Annotated in this window: 17 protein-coding genes; 8 read left to right on the top strand and 9 right to left on the bottom strand. The window is 71.3% G+C overall.

The window, feature by feature from the left end; all coding sequences use genetic code 11:
- Both folE and JLI01S_RS15080 read left to right on the top strand, forming a co-directional pair.
- A partial coding sequence (gene folE, locus JLI01S_RS15085; RefSeq protein ID WP_068266120.1) for a GTP cyclohydrolase I FolE occupies nucleotides 1-560 on the top strand: 560 nt, incomplete at its 5' end.
- On the top strand, nucleotides 557-1,756 hold the full coding sequence (locus tag JLI01S_RS15080) for an NAD(P)/FAD-dependent oxidoreductase (RefSeq protein WP_068266118.1): 1,200 nt from the start codon (nucleotides 557-559) through the stop codon (nucleotides 1,754-1,756). The genes folE and JLI01S_RS15080, both read left to right, overlap by 4 nt.
- A gap of 24 nt (nucleotides 1,757-1,780) precedes the next feature.
- On the opposite strand, the gene JLI01S_RS15075 is transcribed toward JLI01S_RS15080, so the two are convergent.
- The 3 genes from JLI01S_RS15075 to JLI01S_RS15065 are packed head-to-tail and all read right to left on the bottom strand — an operon-like array spanning nucleotide 1,781 to nucleotide 4,394.
- Entirely contained in the window at nucleotides 1,781-2,122 is a 342-nt protein-coding gene (locus JLI01S_RS15075) for a DUF2200 domain-containing protein (RefSeq protein ID WP_068266124.1), read from the bottom strand.
- A gap of 50 nt (nucleotides 2,123-2,172) precedes the next feature.
- Nucleotides 2,173-3,279, bottom strand: coding sequence for a hypothetical protein (locus tag JLI01S_RS15070; protein ID WP_068266116.1), 1,107 nt, complete (start codon nucleotides 3,277-3,279; stop codon nucleotides 2,173-2,175).
- Nucleotides 3,276-4,394, bottom strand: a complete 1,119-nt coding sequence (locus JLI01S_RS15065; RefSeq protein WP_157074996.1) for a hypothetical protein — start codon at nucleotides 4,392-4,394, stop codon at nucleotides 3,276-3,278. Before JLI01S_RS15065 ends, JLI01S_RS15070 begins: the two co-directional genes overlap by 4 nt.
- A gap of 122 nt (nucleotides 4,395-4,516) precedes the next feature.
- Here JLI01S_RS15065 and JLI01S_RS15060 point away from each other — a divergent pair, with 122 nt between their 5' ends.
- The 3 genes from JLI01S_RS15060 to JLI01S_RS15050 are packed head-to-tail and all read left to right on the top strand — an operon-like array spanning nucleotide 4,517 to nucleotide 7,443.
- Nucleotides 4,517-5,107, top strand: coding sequence for a TetR/AcrR family transcriptional regulator (locus JLI01S_RS15060; protein WP_084349488.1), 591 nt, complete (start codon nucleotides 4,517-4,519; stop codon nucleotides 5,105-5,107).
- On the top strand, nucleotides 5,104-6,648 hold the full coding sequence (locus JLI01S_RS15055) for an MFS transporter (RefSeq protein WP_068266110.1): 1,545 nt from the start codon (nucleotides 5,104-5,106) through the stop codon (nucleotides 6,646-6,648). The genes JLI01S_RS15060 and JLI01S_RS15055 overlap by 4 nt, the downstream gene beginning before the upstream one ends.
- 36 nt (nucleotides 6,649-6,684) lie before the next feature.
- Nucleotides 6,685-7,443: a HEAT repeat domain-containing protein gene (locus JLI01S_RS15050; RefSeq protein ID WP_068266106.1), complete on the top strand. Its 759-nt coding sequence runs from the start codon at nucleotides 6,685-6,687 to the stop codon at nucleotides 7,441-7,443.
- Nucleotides 7,444-7,477: 34 nt separating this feature from the next.
- Here the strand turns inward: JLI01S_RS15050 and JLI01S_RS15045 are convergent, their stop codons facing one another.
- Nucleotides 7,478-8,053, bottom strand: coding sequence for a TIGR03086 family metal-binding protein (locus JLI01S_RS15045; protein ID WP_169797348.1), 576 nt, complete (start codon nucleotides 8,051-8,053; stop codon nucleotides 7,478-7,480).
- Nucleotides 8,054-8,114: 61 nt separating this feature from the next.
- Here JLI01S_RS15045 and JLI01S_RS15040 point away from each other — a divergent pair, with 61 nt between their 5' ends.
- Nucleotides 8,115-8,426 (top strand): GNAT family N-acetyltransferase, encoded by a 312-nt coding sequence (locus JLI01S_RS15040; RefSeq protein ID WP_068266098.1) that lies wholly within the window; start codon nucleotides 8,115-8,117, stop codon nucleotides 8,424-8,426.
- Between the two features lie 10 nt (nucleotides 8,427-8,436).
- Here JLI01S_RS15040 and JLI01S_RS15035 read toward each other — a convergent pair whose 3' ends face one another.
- Nucleotides 8,437-9,843 carry a dihydrolipoyl dehydrogenase family protein gene (locus tag JLI01S_RS15035; protein WP_068266090.1) on the bottom strand — a complete coding sequence of 469 codons (1,407 nt, stop codon included), beginning with the start codon at nucleotides 9,841-9,843 and terminating at the stop codon, nucleotides 8,437-8,439.
- On the bottom strand, nucleotides 9,840-10,232 hold the full coding sequence (locus JLI01S_RS15030; RefSeq protein ID WP_068266122.1) for an ankyrin repeat domain-containing protein: 393 nt from the start codon (nucleotides 10,230-10,232) through the stop codon (nucleotides 9,840-9,842). The genes JLI01S_RS15035 and JLI01S_RS15030 overlap by 4 nt, the downstream gene beginning before the upstream one ends.
- Nucleotides 10,233-10,323: 91 nt before the next feature.
- On the opposite strand from JLI01S_RS15030, the gene JLI01S_RS15025 reads away from it, so the two are divergent.
- A complete protein-coding gene (locus JLI01S_RS15025; protein ID WP_068266088.1) occupies nucleotides 10,324-10,797 on the top strand; it encodes a hemerythrin domain-containing protein in 474 nt (157 codons plus the stop codon).
- A 23-nt stretch (nucleotides 10,798-10,820) separates the two neighbouring features.
- On the opposite strand, the gene JLI01S_RS15020 is transcribed toward JLI01S_RS15025, so the two are convergent.
- From JLI01S_RS15020 to JLI01S_RS15010, 3 genes are read right to left on the bottom strand one after another with little or no spacing between them, the layout of a single operon-like run.
- Nucleotides 10,821-12,011, bottom strand: a complete 1,191-nt coding sequence (locus JLI01S_RS15020) for a winged helix DNA-binding domain-containing protein (RefSeq protein ID WP_068266086.1) — start codon at nucleotides 12,009-12,011, stop codon at nucleotides 10,821-10,823.
- 3 nt (nucleotides 12,012-12,014) lie between these two features.
- Nucleotides 12,015-12,680, bottom strand: coding sequence for a class I SAM-dependent methyltransferase (locus tag JLI01S_RS15015; protein WP_068266084.1), 666 nt, complete (start codon nucleotides 12,678-12,680; stop codon nucleotides 12,015-12,017).
- Between the two features lie 37 nt (nucleotides 12,681-12,717).
- Complete coding sequence (locus JLI01S_RS15010) at nucleotides 12,718-14,463, bottom strand: AMP-dependent synthetase/ligase (protein WP_245634650.1); 1,746 nt, start codon at nucleotides 14,461-14,463, stop codon at nucleotides 12,718-12,720.
- Between the two features lie 192 nt (nucleotides 14,464-14,655).
- Here JLI01S_RS15010 and JLI01S_RS15005 point away from each other — a divergent pair.
- A partial coding sequence (locus JLI01S_RS15005; RefSeq protein WP_157074995.1) for a hypothetical protein occupies nucleotides 14,656-15,120 on the top strand: 465 nt, incomplete at its 3' end.

Below are 15,120 nucleotides of genomic sequence, written 5' to 3'. Positions count from 1 at the left end.
GCCCCGCGGTCGACCCGGCCGCGGCGGAGGCCGCCGCGGGCGACCTGCTCACCGCCCTCGGGCTCGACCTCACCGCCGAGCACCTGGTCCGCACGCCGCACCGGATGGCCCAGGCGCTCATCGAGATGACGAGCAGCGAGGACTTCGAGCTCACGACCTTCCCCAACGACGAGGGCTACGACGATCTCGTCCTCGTGCGTGACATCCCGGTGCAGTCGGTCTGCGAGCACCACATCCTGCCCTTCACCGGGATCGCCCACGTCGGCTACCTGCCGGGTGAGCGCATCCTCGGCCTGTCCAAGTTCGCCCGGATGGTGGAGTGGCACGCCCGCCGTCCGCAGACCCAGGAGCGACTCACCCACCAGATCGCCACCCACCTCGACGACGCGCTCAGCCCTCGGGGCGTCGGGGTCGTCATCCAGGCCGAGCACACGTGCATGACCGTGCGCGGGGCTAGGGTCGCAGGGACGGTCACCACGACGTCTGCACTCTTCGGACGACTCCGGGAGGACCCGCGCAGCCGCGCCGAATTCCTCGCACTCACCAGGAGCACCCCATGACCATCGCCGTCATCGGAGCCGGTCTCACCGGAGCCAGCGCCGCCGCCGAGCTGCGCGAGCAGGGCTACGACGGGGACATTGTCCTCGTCGGCGCCGAGCCGCACGCACCCTACGAGCGGCCACCGCTGTCCAAGGACATCCTCCTCGGCAAGGGCACCGCGGCCGAGGCCGCGGCCAAGGACGAGGGTTGGTACACGGAGCACCGGGTCGAGCTGATCACCGGCACCCGTGTCACGGCGCTCGACACCGCGGCCCGCACCTTCGACGTCGACGGGCGCAGCGTCTCCTACGACGAGCTGCTCATCGCCACCGGCGCGACCTCCCGGCACCTGGCGATGGCTGACGAGTCGGGTGTGCCGGTCGCCTACCTGCGCACCGTCGAGGAGTCCGAGGCGCTCAAGGAGCACCTGGGGGGCAGCCTGCTCATCATCGGTGCCGGCTGGATCGGCCTCGAGGTCGCCTCGGCCGCGCGGGCAGCGGGTGGCTCGGTCACCGTCGTCGAGAGCGCATCCCTTCCTCTCGTCGCAGCCATCGGCGAGGACATGGCGCGCGTCTTCGCCGACCTGCACCGCGAGCACGGCGTCCACCTGCACCTCGACACCTCGCTCACCACCCTCGAGCAGGACGAAGGGGGGACCCGCGCGGTCCTCTCCGACGGCACCGAGGTGCGGCCTGATCTGGTCCTCGTCGCCATCGGCGCCGAGCCCGAGACGGCCCTCGCCGAAGCGGCCGGGTTGGAGGTCGACCACGGGATCCTCGTCGATTCACGGCTGCGCACGAGCGACCCGCACATCTACGCGGCGGGCGATGTCGCCAACCATGACCACCCGGACCTCGGGCGACTGCGCGTGGAGCACTGGGACACCGCGATCCAGCAGGGCAAGCACGCCGCCCGGAGCATGCTTGGCGGTCAGGAGCCCTACGCGCGTCAGCCGTACTTCTTCACCGACCAGTACGACCTGGGCATGGAGTACGTCGGTCACCTCGGTCGCGAGGGCTACGACGAGATCGTCATGCGGGGTGACCGCGCCAGCCGCGTGCTCAACGCGGTGATGATCACGGACGGCAAGGTCATCGCGGCCATGCACACCAACGACTGGGACGCGACCGACCACCTGCGTGCCTGGCTCGGGCTCGAGGCCACCGACCGGCTGCGGGACACCTCCGTCGCGCTCGCGGACACCCTCGCGGGATAGCCGCGGGGGAGGCGGTGGCCGAGGTCAGCCGCGGAGCACCTTGTCCATCGCCTTGCCCTTGGCCAGCTCGTCGACGAGCTTGTCGAGGAAGCGGATCCTTTGCATCAGAGGGTCCTCGACCTCCTGCACCTTGATCCCGCACACCGAGCCGGTGATGAGGTCGGTGTGGGGGTTGAGGGTCGCCGCATCGAAGAAGTCGGCGAAGGTCGTCCCCTCGGCGAGGTGCTGCTCGAGCGTCGCCTGGTCGAAGCCGGTGAGCCAGCGGATCACCTCGTCGACCTCGGCGCGGGTGCGGCCCTTCCTCTCCACCTTGGTGACGTAGAGGGGGTGGACGTCGGCGACGCTCGTGGTGAAGATCCGGTGCATGGGGCCAGCGTAGGTCGCCCGGCCCGACGATCCGCGACCCGACGCGTGGCTCACTCGGCGTCGTCGAGGGAGATCGTGATCCGCATCGGCACGGTCCGCGGTGATTGGGCGCCGCCGAGGGTGAGGTCCTGCTCGACCACCAGCTCGTGGGGCGTGGAGTCGGCATCGACCGCGAAGACCACGGCGCCGGCCCGCGACCCGATGCCACTGGCCTCGTCGAGGCCGCTCGTGCGTCGGGGCTTGTCCCCGTCGAGGGTGATGACCAACCTGCCCGTCGTGTCGATGGACCGGAAGTCCCCCGCGCTGTTCTTCGCCCCGGAAGGTGAGCCCGTGTGGACCGTGGTCGTCGCCCACCGCTGGCCCTGCGGGGCCCAGCCCAGCTCGACGTCGTAGGCATGGATGGCCAGGTTGCCGGTCGTGATCGCCGCCTCGCCCGGCTCGACGCGCCACCGCGCGTCGTGGTCGACCGTGCTGAGGTGGCAGCGGCTCGTGTACTCCCCGCATCCCGGGTCGATGGCGGGTGTGGGGGAGTGGAGGGCTTCGGCGACGCCGGTGTCGAGCTCGCCGGTCGCCATGTCCAAGGTCTGGATGCCCCCGTCGAACTCCACCTCGACGGACAGCTCCGCTCCCTCGTCGACCCCGACGAGCGAGGACGGGAGATTGGTCTCGCCAGAGGGCGAGCGCAGTGCCTCGGGGGTGCCCCTGGCCAGGTCCACGGATCGATCGCCGGCGACGAGCCGGATCTCGATCGGGACCTCCTGGATCTCGGCGCTGCCGCCGGTCCCCGGCCGCACGCTCCACGAGACCGGTACGAGTCGGGTCCCGTCGGCGGCGCGTACCGGGTCGTCGGAGCGCCCGGCCCGGTCGCCGTCCTCGACACTGCTCAGGTCGACCAGGACGGTGTCGACCTCATCGACCGGTTGCCCGACCTGCACGTGGACGCGCGACCCGGGGACGAGGAGCTCATGAACGTCGCCGTTGTAGACCGCTGACTGCAGGGGCACCCGGTCCCCTGCCGCGAGGACGTGGGAGGCGTGCGCCGGCACGGTCGTGACCAGGGCGCCGACGAGCACGGCGACGGCCACCAGGGCAGCGACGGCCAAGGAGCGTTCACCACGGGTGGACGCAGCGCGGTTCGAGCGGCTCCGGACGTTCATCGCAGCTCCTCTTCGGGCACGGTCCACTCCAGGTGCATCTGCTGACCGGCGGACGACGCGAAGGCGTCATCGGGACGGGCGTCCACATCCAGGCCCAGGGTGAGGTCACCCGTCGAGCCCGTCTCCGGGACCTCGAAGACCAGCATGCGGGGGCCGTCCGGGTCCTGGATGGCCAGGGTGCCGGCGTTGACGGCATTGACGTCCACGGGCTCGACGACCGGCTCGGCCCCGTCGAGCCGGCCGGTGAAGGTGTTGGTGGCGCGCCAGCGCTCACCGTCCGGACGATCGACGGACAGGACATCGTCGTGGGTGGCGACGACGACGAGGTACTCATGACCATCGCGCGCCCATCCGATCCCGTCGGCGTAGGGCGTGCGGAAGACGGCCGTGACCGTGCACGCCGGCTCGTTCCTGTGGTCAGGCAACCTGAGCTCGGAGTGGTCGGTGCGCCGCACCGGGTCGCAGGACCGCTCATCCTGCTGACTGGCCTGGGTCAGGGGCTCCAGCTCGGTCAGGCCTGAGGCGCGACCGGCGTCCACGCTCCCGTCCTGGTGCACCGTCTGCTCCTCACCGTCGACGAGGACAGCCACCTCGAGATCGGTCGGGTGGCCCGGGACGGCGACCCATCGACTGCCCGTCGAGGGCAGGTCGGCGCCGTTGGCGTCGAAGCCCAGACCACCGGGACCGCTCAGCGGGTACTCGGCGCCGTCGGCGTGCAGGACGATCTCGACCTCCACCTGCAGGGGCCGGCCGATCGCGGCGAAGGCCAGCTGGCTGGAGTCAACCCGCCGGGCATCCACCCGCACAAAGCTGCCTCCCTCCGGCGGTGCGATGTCGGCGGCGTCACCTTGGAGTGGGGGCAGCTGGCCCTGGGGGTCGCCGACCGCGACCTCGATCCGCTGCCATGGCAACGAGACCACTCCACGGTGTGGGAGCTCGTCCTCTGCGAAGGGGAAGTCGTGCACGCTCCCGATCGCGGCGACGGGGCGAGGGTCACCCCCTTCGCTCATGGTGGCCATCGCCAGGGCAAGGGCCAGCGCGATGACCGTCCCGACCGCCAGGGTGGCGACGACGCGCCACCAGGACGGGAGCTCGCTGCGCGGTGGGGAGGCCATGGCGGTCACTCTGCTCCAGTCAATGCATCGCGGCAACGGGGAACGGTCCCCGAGTTGCCTCACCGTCTACCGATGATGTACATCTGTACATGTACATTCGTACAACATCGAAGGAGGGGCCAGTGGGCTCCCAGCACAACCGGCCGGCGCCCGGGCGGCGCGACCCCGAGGGGCGCCGTCGCGCGATCATCGCCGCCGCCGCCGAGCTGATCGTCGAGGGTGGCGCAGCGTCGATCACCCACCGCGGGGTCGCTGCCCGGGCCGGAGTCTCCCTCGGATCGACGACGCAGTACTTCACCTCCCTCGACGAGCTGCGCGAGGCCGCGCTGCAGAGCCTCGCCGAGGGCGTCGACGTCGAGCTGGCCCAGGTCGAGGACCAGATCCTGCCGATCGAGTCCGCACCCGAGCGCTTCGCGGCGGTGATGGGCGAGTTCCTTGCCGACTCCCGGCAGGTGCGCGCCGAGATCGAGCTCATGGGGTCCGGCATGACCGACCCGCGGCTGCGTGACATCGCCCGCCGGTGGACCGACCGCCTGACCGAGATCCTGACCGAGCACGTCGGACGTGAGGCAGCAGAAGCCATCGCCGTCTACCTCGACGGCGTGACCCTCCATGCAGGCCTGCACGACGAGCCCATCGCCGCTGATGTCATGGCCCGCACCATCCGGGCCCTCATGACCATCACCCCGAACGAAGGGAGTGGCCCCCGATGACCTCCGCCACCCTGACCACTGCCACCTCCCCGGTCTCGACCCGTCGTGCCTGGGCGTGCGTCGCCGTCCTCAGTGCGAGCCTGCTCGTCGTCACGATGGACATGACGATCCTCAACATCGCGCTGCCGGAGATGTCGGCCGAGCTGCGGCCGACCGCCACGCAGCAGCTGTGGATCATCGACGTCTACTCGCTCGTCCTCGCCGGGCTGCTCGTCTCCTTCGCCGCGATCGCCGATCGGATCGGCCGCAAGCGGATGCTCATGACCGGGTACGCGATCTTCCTCGTGGCCTCCCTCCTCGTGCTGCTGGCCGACACCGCGGAGTCCGTCATCGCCCTTCGGATCTTCCTGGGTGTCGGCGGCGCGATGATCATGCCCAACACGCTCTCGCTCATCCGAGTGATCTTCACCGACGCCAGCCAGCGCGCGACCGCCCTGAGCATCTGGGCCGCAGTGTCCGGTCTCGGTGCGGCCGTCGGGCCCTTCGTCGGAGGCTTCCTCCTCGAGCACTTCTCGTGGCACGCGGCCTTCCTCGTCAACGTGCCGCTCATGATCGTCGCGATCATCGCCGGGCTGGTGATCCTCCCGGAGTCCACGGTGACCAACGCCGGGCCGTGGGACGCGATCGCCGCAGCACTGTCGCTGGTCGGCATGGTCCTCGTGGTGTGGGCGCTGAAGGACTTCGGCAAGCAGGCGTCCTTCGCCGAGCCCACCGCGCTGCTCGCCCTCGCGACCGGCATCGGTGCCCTCGTGTGGTTCGTGCGCCGCTGCCTGCGCAGCACGCACCCGCTGCTCGACATCCGGCTCTTCCGCAACCGTCCCTTCTCCGCGGGCATCATCGCGGCGCTCGGCACGACCTTCGCCATGCTCGCCGCGCTGCTGCTGCTCACCCAGTGGCTGCAGCTCGTCGACCACGCGAGCCCGATCCAGTCGGGCATCAAGCTCATCCCCGTCGCGCTCGCGGCGGCTGCGGCGTCGCTCCTCGCACCGCCGCTGGCCCATCGGATCGGGGCGCGAGCCGTCCTCGCCGGTGGCCTGGCCGTCGCTGGGGTGGGCCTGCTCTTCGTCGGCTTCGGTCCGGACGTGCTGACCTACCGTCTCGTGCTGGTCGCGATGCTCCTCGTCGGAGCGGGGACCGGGTCGCTGGCCATCGCCTCGGCCATGATCATGCTCGGCTCGCCGGAGGACAAGGCCGGCAATGCAGGGGCGCTCGAGGAGACCTCCTACGAGCTCGGCGGGACGCTCGGTGTGGCCGTCCTCGGCAGCATCTCCGCCCTCGTCTACCGCGACCAGCTGTCGGGCTCGCGAGCCCTCGAGCAGGCCGGCCCGGAGGCCGCGCGGCATGCGCAGGACTCGCTGGGGGCCGCCGTCGCCACCTCCGAGCAGCTCGGGCTGCCGGCGCTGGCGAGCGACGCCGGGGCCGCCTTCACCCAGTCCTTGCAGACCGCCGGACTCGTCGGTGGAGTGCTCATGCTCGTGGTCGCGGCAACGGTCTTCGTCCTGACCCCCAAGGGGACGGACATCGCGGGCACGACGCACTGAGCAGCTGATCCCGGCGACGCGGGTAGCGTCCCGGCCATGAGCACCTCTCTCGAGCGGGCCCTGCAGGCCGCGCGACACGACGACTCCTCGGTGAGACAGCGGGCCGCCTTGTGGCTCGGCACCTACGGGGACGAGTCCATCGCTGATGAGCTCGTGTCACTGCTGGTCGCCGAGCCGGACTTCTACGTCCGGGAGACACTCACCTGGGCGGTGGTGACCCGCGCGGCGAGCACCTACCCGAGGCTCATCGACCACCTGTCCGACGGTGGCCCTGAGCGGGTGCAGGTGCTGCACGCACTGAGCAAGATCCGGGAGCCCGCCTCCGTCGCCGAGATCCTGCCGCTCGCCGATGACGAGGACGACGCGGTGGCTGCCAAGGCGTGGTGGGCGCTGGGTCGCATCGGGACCCCGGGAGCGGCCGCGGCCATCGTCGACCACCTGGGCGACGAGGACGAGTTCCGCCGCCGCGAGCTCACCCGAGCGTTGGAGCAGGCGGGTGAGGCCGCTGTCGCCGGGTTGGCCTCACGTCTGTCTGATCCAGAGCCGTCCGTGCGTCGGCATGCCGCCGAGGCGCTGCTGGGCATCGGTGACCCCGCCGCGCGCCCGGCCGCCGCAGAGCTCTTCCGCGTCGTCGAGGACGACGACAAGGAGGTCGTCCTGCCGGCCATCGAAGCGCTCGCAGAGCTCGACCTGCCCGAGGTCGACGACGTGCTGGTGCGCCTGCGCGACGGCGACGACGCCTGGCTGTCGATCACGGCCGGATGGCTGCTCACGGACCGCGCCGAGAGGCACTGAGCCGCATCGGATCACCGTCGTGGGCCCGTCGAGGTCAAAGGCGGTCCCACGACCGTCCGAGGAAGGCAGCGAGCTGGGTCGTCGGGCCCGCTCCTGTGGGGGCCTCGACCGGCACGTCGAAGGGCATCCCGGGGCCGCGCGGCGCCTCAGCGAGTGCGTGCTCACCGATGGCCCGGGCCTTGGCCACCAGGGCCGGGTCGGCCTCCGGGTCCTGCCCCGTGGCGACGGCCAGGTCCCAGCCGTGCGCCACGGTCTCCATGACGAAGCCGCCCAGCGCAGCCCCACCCGGCGCCGGACCCCACGGCGCGGTGAGGGTGGTGGTCAGGAGAGCGTCATCGGCCCACATGTCGAGGGCCACGCGGGCCTCCTCGAGGTAGCGCTGCCCGACGCCGTCCTCGTCGATGGCCACCTGCGAGGGCAGCTCGCGGGGGTTGCCACCCATGGCGACCGCAGCGACCTTGTCGGGGAGGGCAGCGATGTGCTGGAGCAGTCCGCGGACGTCGTACTCGGTGCAGGGTGTCGGGGCATCGAGCTGGTGGGGACGCACCGCGTCGATGAGACCGGCGACCCAGGTCTGGGCGGCGTCGAGATCGGGACGGAAGTCTGGCATCTGATCCATACTGACGATCGAACCCCTGACCGCCGACAGCGTCAACAACCCTGGAGGACCCGTGCCGGACATCGTCGTCACCGATCACGCCGACAAGGGCCGTTTCGAGGCCCATCAGGGTGTCGTGCTCGTCGGCTTCGCCGAGTACCAGCTCACGGACGACCTCTACGTCTTCACCCACACGCAGGTCGACCCTGCGCACGAGGGCAAGGGCGTCGGTGGGGCACTGGCCCGAGGCGCCCTGGACCGGGTGCGCGAGGAGGGGACGCGCAAGGTGCTCGCGGTCTGCCCCTTCATCGAGTCGTGGATGGCTCGCCACCCCGACTACGCGGACCTCAACCTGCGTGCGGCGAAGTCCGCCTCGCCTGACTGAGCGCTTGCCCTCACGCCGGTCGGCGCAGCTCGTCGGGCAGGTTCTCGAGCAGGCGCAGCCACACCTCTGACGAGGTCGGATAGCTCGGCACGGCGTGACGCAGGACGTGGACGGGGACCCGGCCGGTGATCGCCACGGTGGCAGCGTGCACGAGCTCCCCGACATCCGGCCCGACGAGGGTCGCTCCGAGCAGCAGGCGACTGTGCCGGTCGACGACGATCTGCGCGGTGCCGGACACGTCATCGCGCAGCAGGGCCGCACCGGCCACCCCGGCGAAGGGGGCCGACGCGACGACCACGTCGTGCCCGGCATCGCTGGCCTGCTCCTCGGTCATCCCGACGGATGCGACCTGCGGGTCCGTGAAGACCACCTGCGGCACCGGGGCGTCCTCGACGACGGCGGGTGCCGGCGCCCCCGTCGCGGCGGCCGCGATCTGCGCCCCGACGACACGCGCCCGGTGCTTGCCCCAGTGGGTCAGCGGCGCGTCCCCGCTGGCGTCGCCGACAGCGTGGAGCCACCCGGGCAGACGCCCCTCCAGGACGTCCTCGGAGGTGAGGCCAACCGCCTCCAGCCCGACATCGTCCAGACGGGGCCGTCGACCGGTCGCGACGAGCACCTCGTCGGCCTCGACCGGTCCGGCGTCCGTCTCGACCGTGACCGGGCCACCGTGGACCCGGCCGACACCGGTGTCCTGCGGATCGGGTCGGGTGCAGCCGGTGCTCGACGTCGACAACCGGACGTCCACCCCCTTCGCCCGCAGGGACTCGGCGACCTCCCGGCCGACGAAGGGCTCCATCCCGGCCAGCAGACGCTCACCGCGCACGAGCATCGTGACCTGTGAGCCCACGGCGCTCATCCACGTGGCCGCCTCGCACGCGACGACGCCACCACCGATGACCACGAGACGATCGGGCACCTCGACCAGGCCGGTCGCATCCCGCGACCCCCACGGACGTACGTCGACGAAGGGAGCAGGGACGGTCGGCTCGCTGCCCGTCGCGATGATCACGCAGTGCCGGGCACGCAGCCGTCGGGTGCCGTCGGGCCCCGTGACCTCGACGAGGCGATCACCGACGAGCCGGCCGTGCCCGCGCACGGTCGTGATGCCCGTGTCATGGGCCCACCGGACCTGCCCGCTGTCGTCATGTGCGGAGACCCAGGCATCACGTCGGGCCAGGAGCGCGTCGCGCTCGACCTCGGTGGGGCGCACCCCGGGCAGGTGACGCGTCGTGGCCGCGACGGCGATCGGCCGCAGCAGCGCCTTGCTCGGCATGCAGGCCCAGTACGAGCACTCGCCACCGAAGAGCTCGCCCTCCACGAGGACGGCGCTGAGGTCAGTGCCCTCCGTCGCGTACTGCGCCGCATTTTCTCCGACCGGGCCGCCGCCGATGACGACGATGTCGTACTCGTCCGTCATGACTGCCGCCCCTCGAGCAGCGCGGTCTGACCAAACATCTCGGCCGTCGCTCGGGCGGTGGGCGTCCCGGCGTCGGGATCGGCGCCGTGTTCGAGCAGGACCGCGACCACCTCGGGCTCGGCCTTGAAGATCGCACCCGCGAGAGGGGTCTGTCCCCGGTCGTTGACCCGGTTGACGTCCGCCCCCCGACGGGCGAGCTCTCCGACGAGGCCGGCGTGACCGTGGTAGGCCGCGAGCATGAGCAGGGTGTTGCCCGCCGGGTCGGCGAGATCAACCGGAGCGCCCGCATCGACATAGGCCGCGATCCGCTCGCTCTGTCCCTCGCGGGTCCAGTCGAAGAGCTGGTGGGCCAGGTCGACGGCTGCCTCGTCAGGGGTGCGCTCGCTCATCCACACAGTCTGCCGGGGGAGCAGGGCACCCGCCAGCACCCGCCGCGGGCCCGGGGGTAGCGTCGACGCAACCGACCCGGAGGAGCGCGTGATGAGCGGTGTGGCCCAGGAGCTCGTGGTGGAGCACCACAGCATCGACGAGCGGCTTGCCGACGTCGTCGCCGGACTGGACGAAGGGGAGGTGCGGGCCGAGGCCTTCCGTGCGGCGGCCACCGAGCTCAAGCACCACATCTTTGTCGAGGAGGAGCATCTCTTCCCGCCGCTGCGTGCCGCCGGCATGATCCCTCCGGTGCTGGTGATGCTGCGTGAGCACGGCGAGATGTGGGGCGTGCTCGAGATGATCGAGGGCTTGCTGGCCGCGCCGTCCCCCGACGCCGCCGTCCTGCGGGAAGCCTGCGGGCGCCTGATGGATCAGCTCGATGCCCACAACCTCAAGGAGGAGCAGATTCTCTATCCCGCAGCCGACCAGACGCTCGCGCCGCAGGATCAGGAGAGCGTCTCGACCGCTCTCGTCGACGGGGACCTGCCCGGCGACTGGCGCGCGTCGATGGCTCCGCCTCGGTAGACGGCGCCGGTTCTGGGCCGGGCTCAGGGGAGGGGAGCGCCCTTCATCAGTCGTGAGGCGTAGACATTGGTGATCCGTACCCCGTCGAGCCAGGCCGTCAGCCGCTGCGCCTCGAGGTCGAGGGCGGACCGCCCTTCGCTGCCGAGGTCGGTGCCGGGGCACTCGACCACGGACACGACGCCGTCGTCGTCCTGGACCCAGGCGCCGACGATCCGGCCGTCCCACCAGGCCGTGGTCCCGCCGTTGCCGTTGCTGTCGAAGAGCAGCTCTCGGTGGGTCGGGTCGAGGTAGACCTCACGCTGCTTCCACCCCATCGTGGTCGGGTCGAGGGTGGGGAGCAGTGCGGCCCACGGGGGGACGTCCGCGACCGGGTCGAGGTCGTCCGGCAGCACCCATCCGATGCCATCGCGCTCGAGAGCAACCTCCACGGCACCGACCGCGGCGAGCGCAGAGCGCGTCGCGCCCTTGGTCGCGCCCAGCCACCACTGGACGTCGTCGAGGGTCCCTGGTCCGAAGCGGGCCAGCCACCGCCGCACGAGCTGCGCGTACGCCTCATCGAGCGGCAGCGGTGCGACGGTCCCGTCCAGCCAGTCGGACAGGAGGGTCCAGGTCGGCTTGGACAGGCGCCAGTGGCCGGCATTGGTGCCCCGGGTGATCCGCCCCTCGGCGCCGAGCCAGATCAGCACGCGCGGGGCGAGGTTGAAGGTGCCGCCGTAGCGCTTGCCCTCGTTGACCGTGATGGCACCCGAGAGCTCGGGGAGCTCCTCGCGCAGGGCCCGGGCGGTGAGCGGCAGTGAGCCAGTGAGCCGGGAGATGACGGCCGCACCGGCGGTGTCGAGCCAGGCGTCGCCGTCCTCGGCGATGCCATGCCGTGCGGCATCACGGGCGATCAGTCGACGTTGCTCCGGGGCGAGTCGCGAGAGCGCGACTCCCAGCGCCGCCGGCAGCAGGTCGCGGGGGAAGGCGAAGAGGGTCCGGCGCATCGCCAGCTGCTTGACGAGCGTGCGGTCCTCGTAGAGCGCCGTCTCCACGTCGGCGGGGATGACGCCCGCGGTCCGTGCGCCGACGGCCAGGTGGACGCTCGCCGCCTCGGTCGCGTGGAGGCAGACGAGTGACTCGGCGGCTGCGACCGGATCGCTCGCTCGGTGGTCGGGGTGCAGTCCGTGCCGGAGCGCCAGTCGATTGCGGCGCTCGCGGTCGTCGACCAGCCGCACGACTCAGGCCTTGCGCGCGACCGCGAGGAAGACGGAGTAGTCCCGGCCCCCCTTGACGACCTTGCCGGCATCGCCGACCTGCACATCGGTGAGGCCGGCGGCCTCCAGCTGCCCCGCCAGCTCCTCGCGCGAGAAGCCGTGGTGCCCGCCGAAGTCGTCGTCGTGGAAGCTGCCGTCCTCGCGGTCGAGGTCAGCGATGCAGAGGTGACCCCCGGCATCGAGGAGCTCGGCAAAACCGGCGAGCACCTGATCGAGCTGCTGCACGTGGTGCATGACATTGGAGGTGAGCACCAGGTCGAAGCGGTCGGTCGGGACCGGGTGGGACTCCAGATCGAGGTCCCACACCCGGGTGGGCGAAGGGAGGCCCCCGGCCGCGACCTTGTCCGCGAGGACCTGGCGCATGCCGGAGGAGTTGTCGGCGAGGGTGAGGACGGGGTCGGTGAGGTGCGGCAGGAGGGCCGTCGTCACCAGTGCGGTCCCGGCGCCGTACTCGAGCACCCGCGCCCGGGCAGGAAGGGGGACGGCCGCAGCGATCGCGGCAGCCACCTCACCGGACTGGCGGATCTTGTCGGGATCCTGGTCCCAGGTGGCGGCCCTGTCGTCGAAGTGACGACCGCCCTCGTGGCCTGCGTGATCGTCGGCGTGCTCGTGACCGGGTGCGCTGTCCATGGACCCACCCTGCCACCTACGGGCAGGCGCGCGCGGCTCAGCGGTTGGCGTACAAACCCTCGATGACCTCGGTGCGCCGGTCCTCGATGACGTGCCGCTTGAGCTTCTGCGTCGCGGTCAGTTCCCCGGAGTCCTCGGTGAAGTCGTCGTCGAGGACGGCGAACTTCTTGATCCCCTCGGCCTTCGAGACCAGGGCGTTGGCCTCGTCGACGACGCCCTGCAGCTCGGCCTGCGGGTCAGCGGGACGCTCGCGGTCGGGGTCGAGGGTGATGAGCGCGCTGACGAAGCTGCGCCGGTCACCGACCAGCATGGCGTTGGAGACGAGGGGGTGTGAGCGCAGGACGTCCTCGAGGGGGCCGGGGGCGACGTTCTTGCCACCCGCGGTCACGATGATCTCCTTGGCCCGTCCCGTGATCGTCAGGTACCCCTCCTCATCGAGCGAGCCGAGGTCGCCGGTGCGGAACCACCCGTCGACGATCGCCTCGCGCGTCGCCTCGTCGTTGCCCCAGTAACCGTCCGTGACGACGGCTCCGCGGACCTCGATGGCGCCGTCCTGGGCGATGCGCACCTCGTTGCCCGGCAACGGGCGGCCGACGCTGCCGATGCGCTGGTGGTCAGGACCGTTGACGGTGATCGCGGCGCAGGTCTCGGTCAGGCCGTACCCCTCGTGGATCGGGACGCCGATGCCACGGAAGAAGTGGCCCAGACGCTCACCGAGCGCCCCACCCCCACTGATGTCGTACATGGCCTCGCCACCGAGCGCGGCCCGGACCTTGGAGTAGAGGAGCCGGTCGAAGAGCGCGTGGGCCAGGCGCAGCCGCAGGCCCGGGCGGCCCCGGTGGGGATCATCCCCGATCGCGCGGCTCCACTCGATCGCGACCTGCTCGCCGCGCGTGAAGACCGTCCTCGAGAGCCAGCGTTCGTCTGCCCGATCCCGGACACCGTCGTGGACCTTCTCGAAGACGCGCGGAACGCCCAGGACCATGTGCGGCCGGAAGGAGGCGAACTTGTCGGCGATCGAGCCGAAGTCGGACCAGAAGCCGACCGTCGCTCCGGACTGCGCAGCGATGTAGGCCACCGACCGGGCCAGGACGTGCGCCATCGGCAGGAACATCAGGATCCGGTGACCTGGGCGCCCGACGGAGCCGATGGGGCTCGCGAGGCATCCCGCGACCTCGGAGCCGAGCTGGCGGTGGGTGAGGACGACACCCTTGGGCCGCCCGGTCGTGCCGGAGGTGTAGACGATGCCCGCCAGGTCCTCGAAGGTGACGGAGTCGCGACGCTCGACGACCGCGCTCTCGGGCACCTGTCGTCCGCGCTCGCCGAGGACCTCCAAGGCGTCGTCGTCCAGGACGAGGACCTCGACGTCGAGCCCGAGGCCGGCGGCGAGCGCGGCCTGCTCGGCCGTCTCCACGACGAGCAGGCAGGCATCGGAATCCGTGAGGATCCACTCCAGCTGGCTTGCCGACGAGGACGGGTAGACCGGCACGGTGCCGGCGCCGACGTTCCAGATGGCCTCGTCGAGCAGCAGCCACTCGTACCGGGTGCCCGACATGAGCGCGACCCGGTCACCTGCTGCCACGCCGCTCGCGATGAGCCCGCGAGCCACTGCCTGGAGCGAGGCGAGGTGGTCGCGCGCCGTGATCGTCCGCCAGCCGTCGTCGACCCACTGGCTGAAGGAGGCGTGCTCGGGCTCCTCGTGCGCCTGCCGCCACGGACGAAGGGGGAGCAGGTCCTGCTGGGTCAGGGTCAGCGGGGCGCCGGTGGCGACCTGTGCGGGCACAGTTGTCCTCCTCGGCCTCGCGGCCATGTGACTACGGATGTAGAAGTCAGTGTACGCGTGCGCTGCCCTCCCGGACCCAGGACATGGGCACCCGAGCCTTCCCAGAGGGAGCCCGACGCTGGTATAACAAGCATGCTCGGTGTCGGGCCCAGACGGGGCCCGGTCACGGGACGAGTCACAGGGGAGATCGCCGTGCGCGCCACGACCAAGACCACCATCGCTGGACTCGTCGCGACCGGAGGGCTGGCGCTGGCATTCGCCTCACCGGCGCAGGCGGCGGTTCCGTCCGATCTGTGCGCGCCGGGCGCGACCTTTGTCGTCGACACAGGGGAGGGCATCGATCCCGCGCTCGCCACGTCGGTGCATGACGCTCTGACGGCTCGCGGCCTGACGGCTGCGGCCGAGGACGACGCGGACCTGACCGCGGTCATCGCCCCCGCGAGCGAGGTCGTCGACGGAGGAGACGCCTCCGTCATGGCCGTCGCGCTCGCCGTGGGAGAGCTCGACCCGGCCACCGCCATCCGCGACACGGACTGGGCGCCTGTCCTGTGGAGCGATGGGGCGACCCCAGTCAACGCACTGCTCGACACGTCCTGCGGGACCGTCGACGCAGTGACTGACTCCGCAGAGTCGTCCGCCCGCACGACGGTTCCCGCC

This window comes from Janibacter limosus NBRC 16128, assembly GCF_001570985.1.
Taxonomy (GTDB): Bacteria; Actinomycetota; Actinomycetes; order Actinomycetales; family Dermatophilaceae; genus Janibacter; species Janibacter limosus.
The sequence above is the reverse complement of the archived record's forward strand: the minus strand, read 5'-3'. Positions and strand labels throughout refer to the sequence as shown.

Coding starts and splice junctions, on each gene's coding strand:
- JLI01S_RS15080 (WP_068266118.1), top strand. CDS start 557: ATGACCATCGCCGTCATCGGAGCCGGTCTCACCGGAGCCAGCGCCGCC.
- JLI01S_RS15075 (WP_068266124.1), bottom strand. CDS start 2,122: ATGCACCGGATCTTCACCACGAGCGTCGCCGACGTCCACCCCCTCTAC.
- JLI01S_RS15070 (WP_068266116.1), bottom strand. CDS start 3,279: ATGAACGTCCGGAGCCGCTCGAACCGCGCTGCGTCCACCCGTGGTGAA.
- JLI01S_RS15065 (WP_157074996.1), bottom strand. CDS start 4,394: ATGGCCTCCCCACCGCGCAGCGAGCTCCCGTCCTGGTGGCGCGTCGTC.
- JLI01S_RS15055 (WP_068266110.1), top strand. CDS start 5,104: ATGACCTCCGCCACCCTGACCACTGCCACCTCCCCGGTCTCGACCCGT.
- JLI01S_RS15050 (WP_068266106.1), top strand. CDS start 6,685: ATGAGCACCTCTCTCGAGCGGGCCCTGCAGGCCGCGCGACACGACGAC.
- JLI01S_RS15045 (WP_169797348.1), bottom strand. CDS start 8,053: ATGCCAGACTTCCGTCCCGATCTCGACGCCGCCCAGACCTGGGTCGCC.
- JLI01S_RS15035 (WP_068266090.1), bottom strand. CDS start 9,843: ATGACGGACGAGTACGACATCGTCGTCATCGGCGGCGGCCCGGTCGGA.
- JLI01S_RS15030 (WP_068266122.1), bottom strand. CDS start 10,232: ATGAGCGAGCGCACCCCTGACGAGGCAGCCGTCGACCTGGCCCACCAG.
- JLI01S_RS15025 (WP_068266088.1), top strand. CDS start 10,324: ATGAGCGGTGTGGCCCAGGAGCTCGTGGTGGAGCACCACAGCATCGAC.
- JLI01S_RS15015 (WP_068266084.1), bottom strand. CDS start 12,680: ATGGACAGCGCACCCGGTCACGAGCACGCCGACGATCACGCAGGCCAC.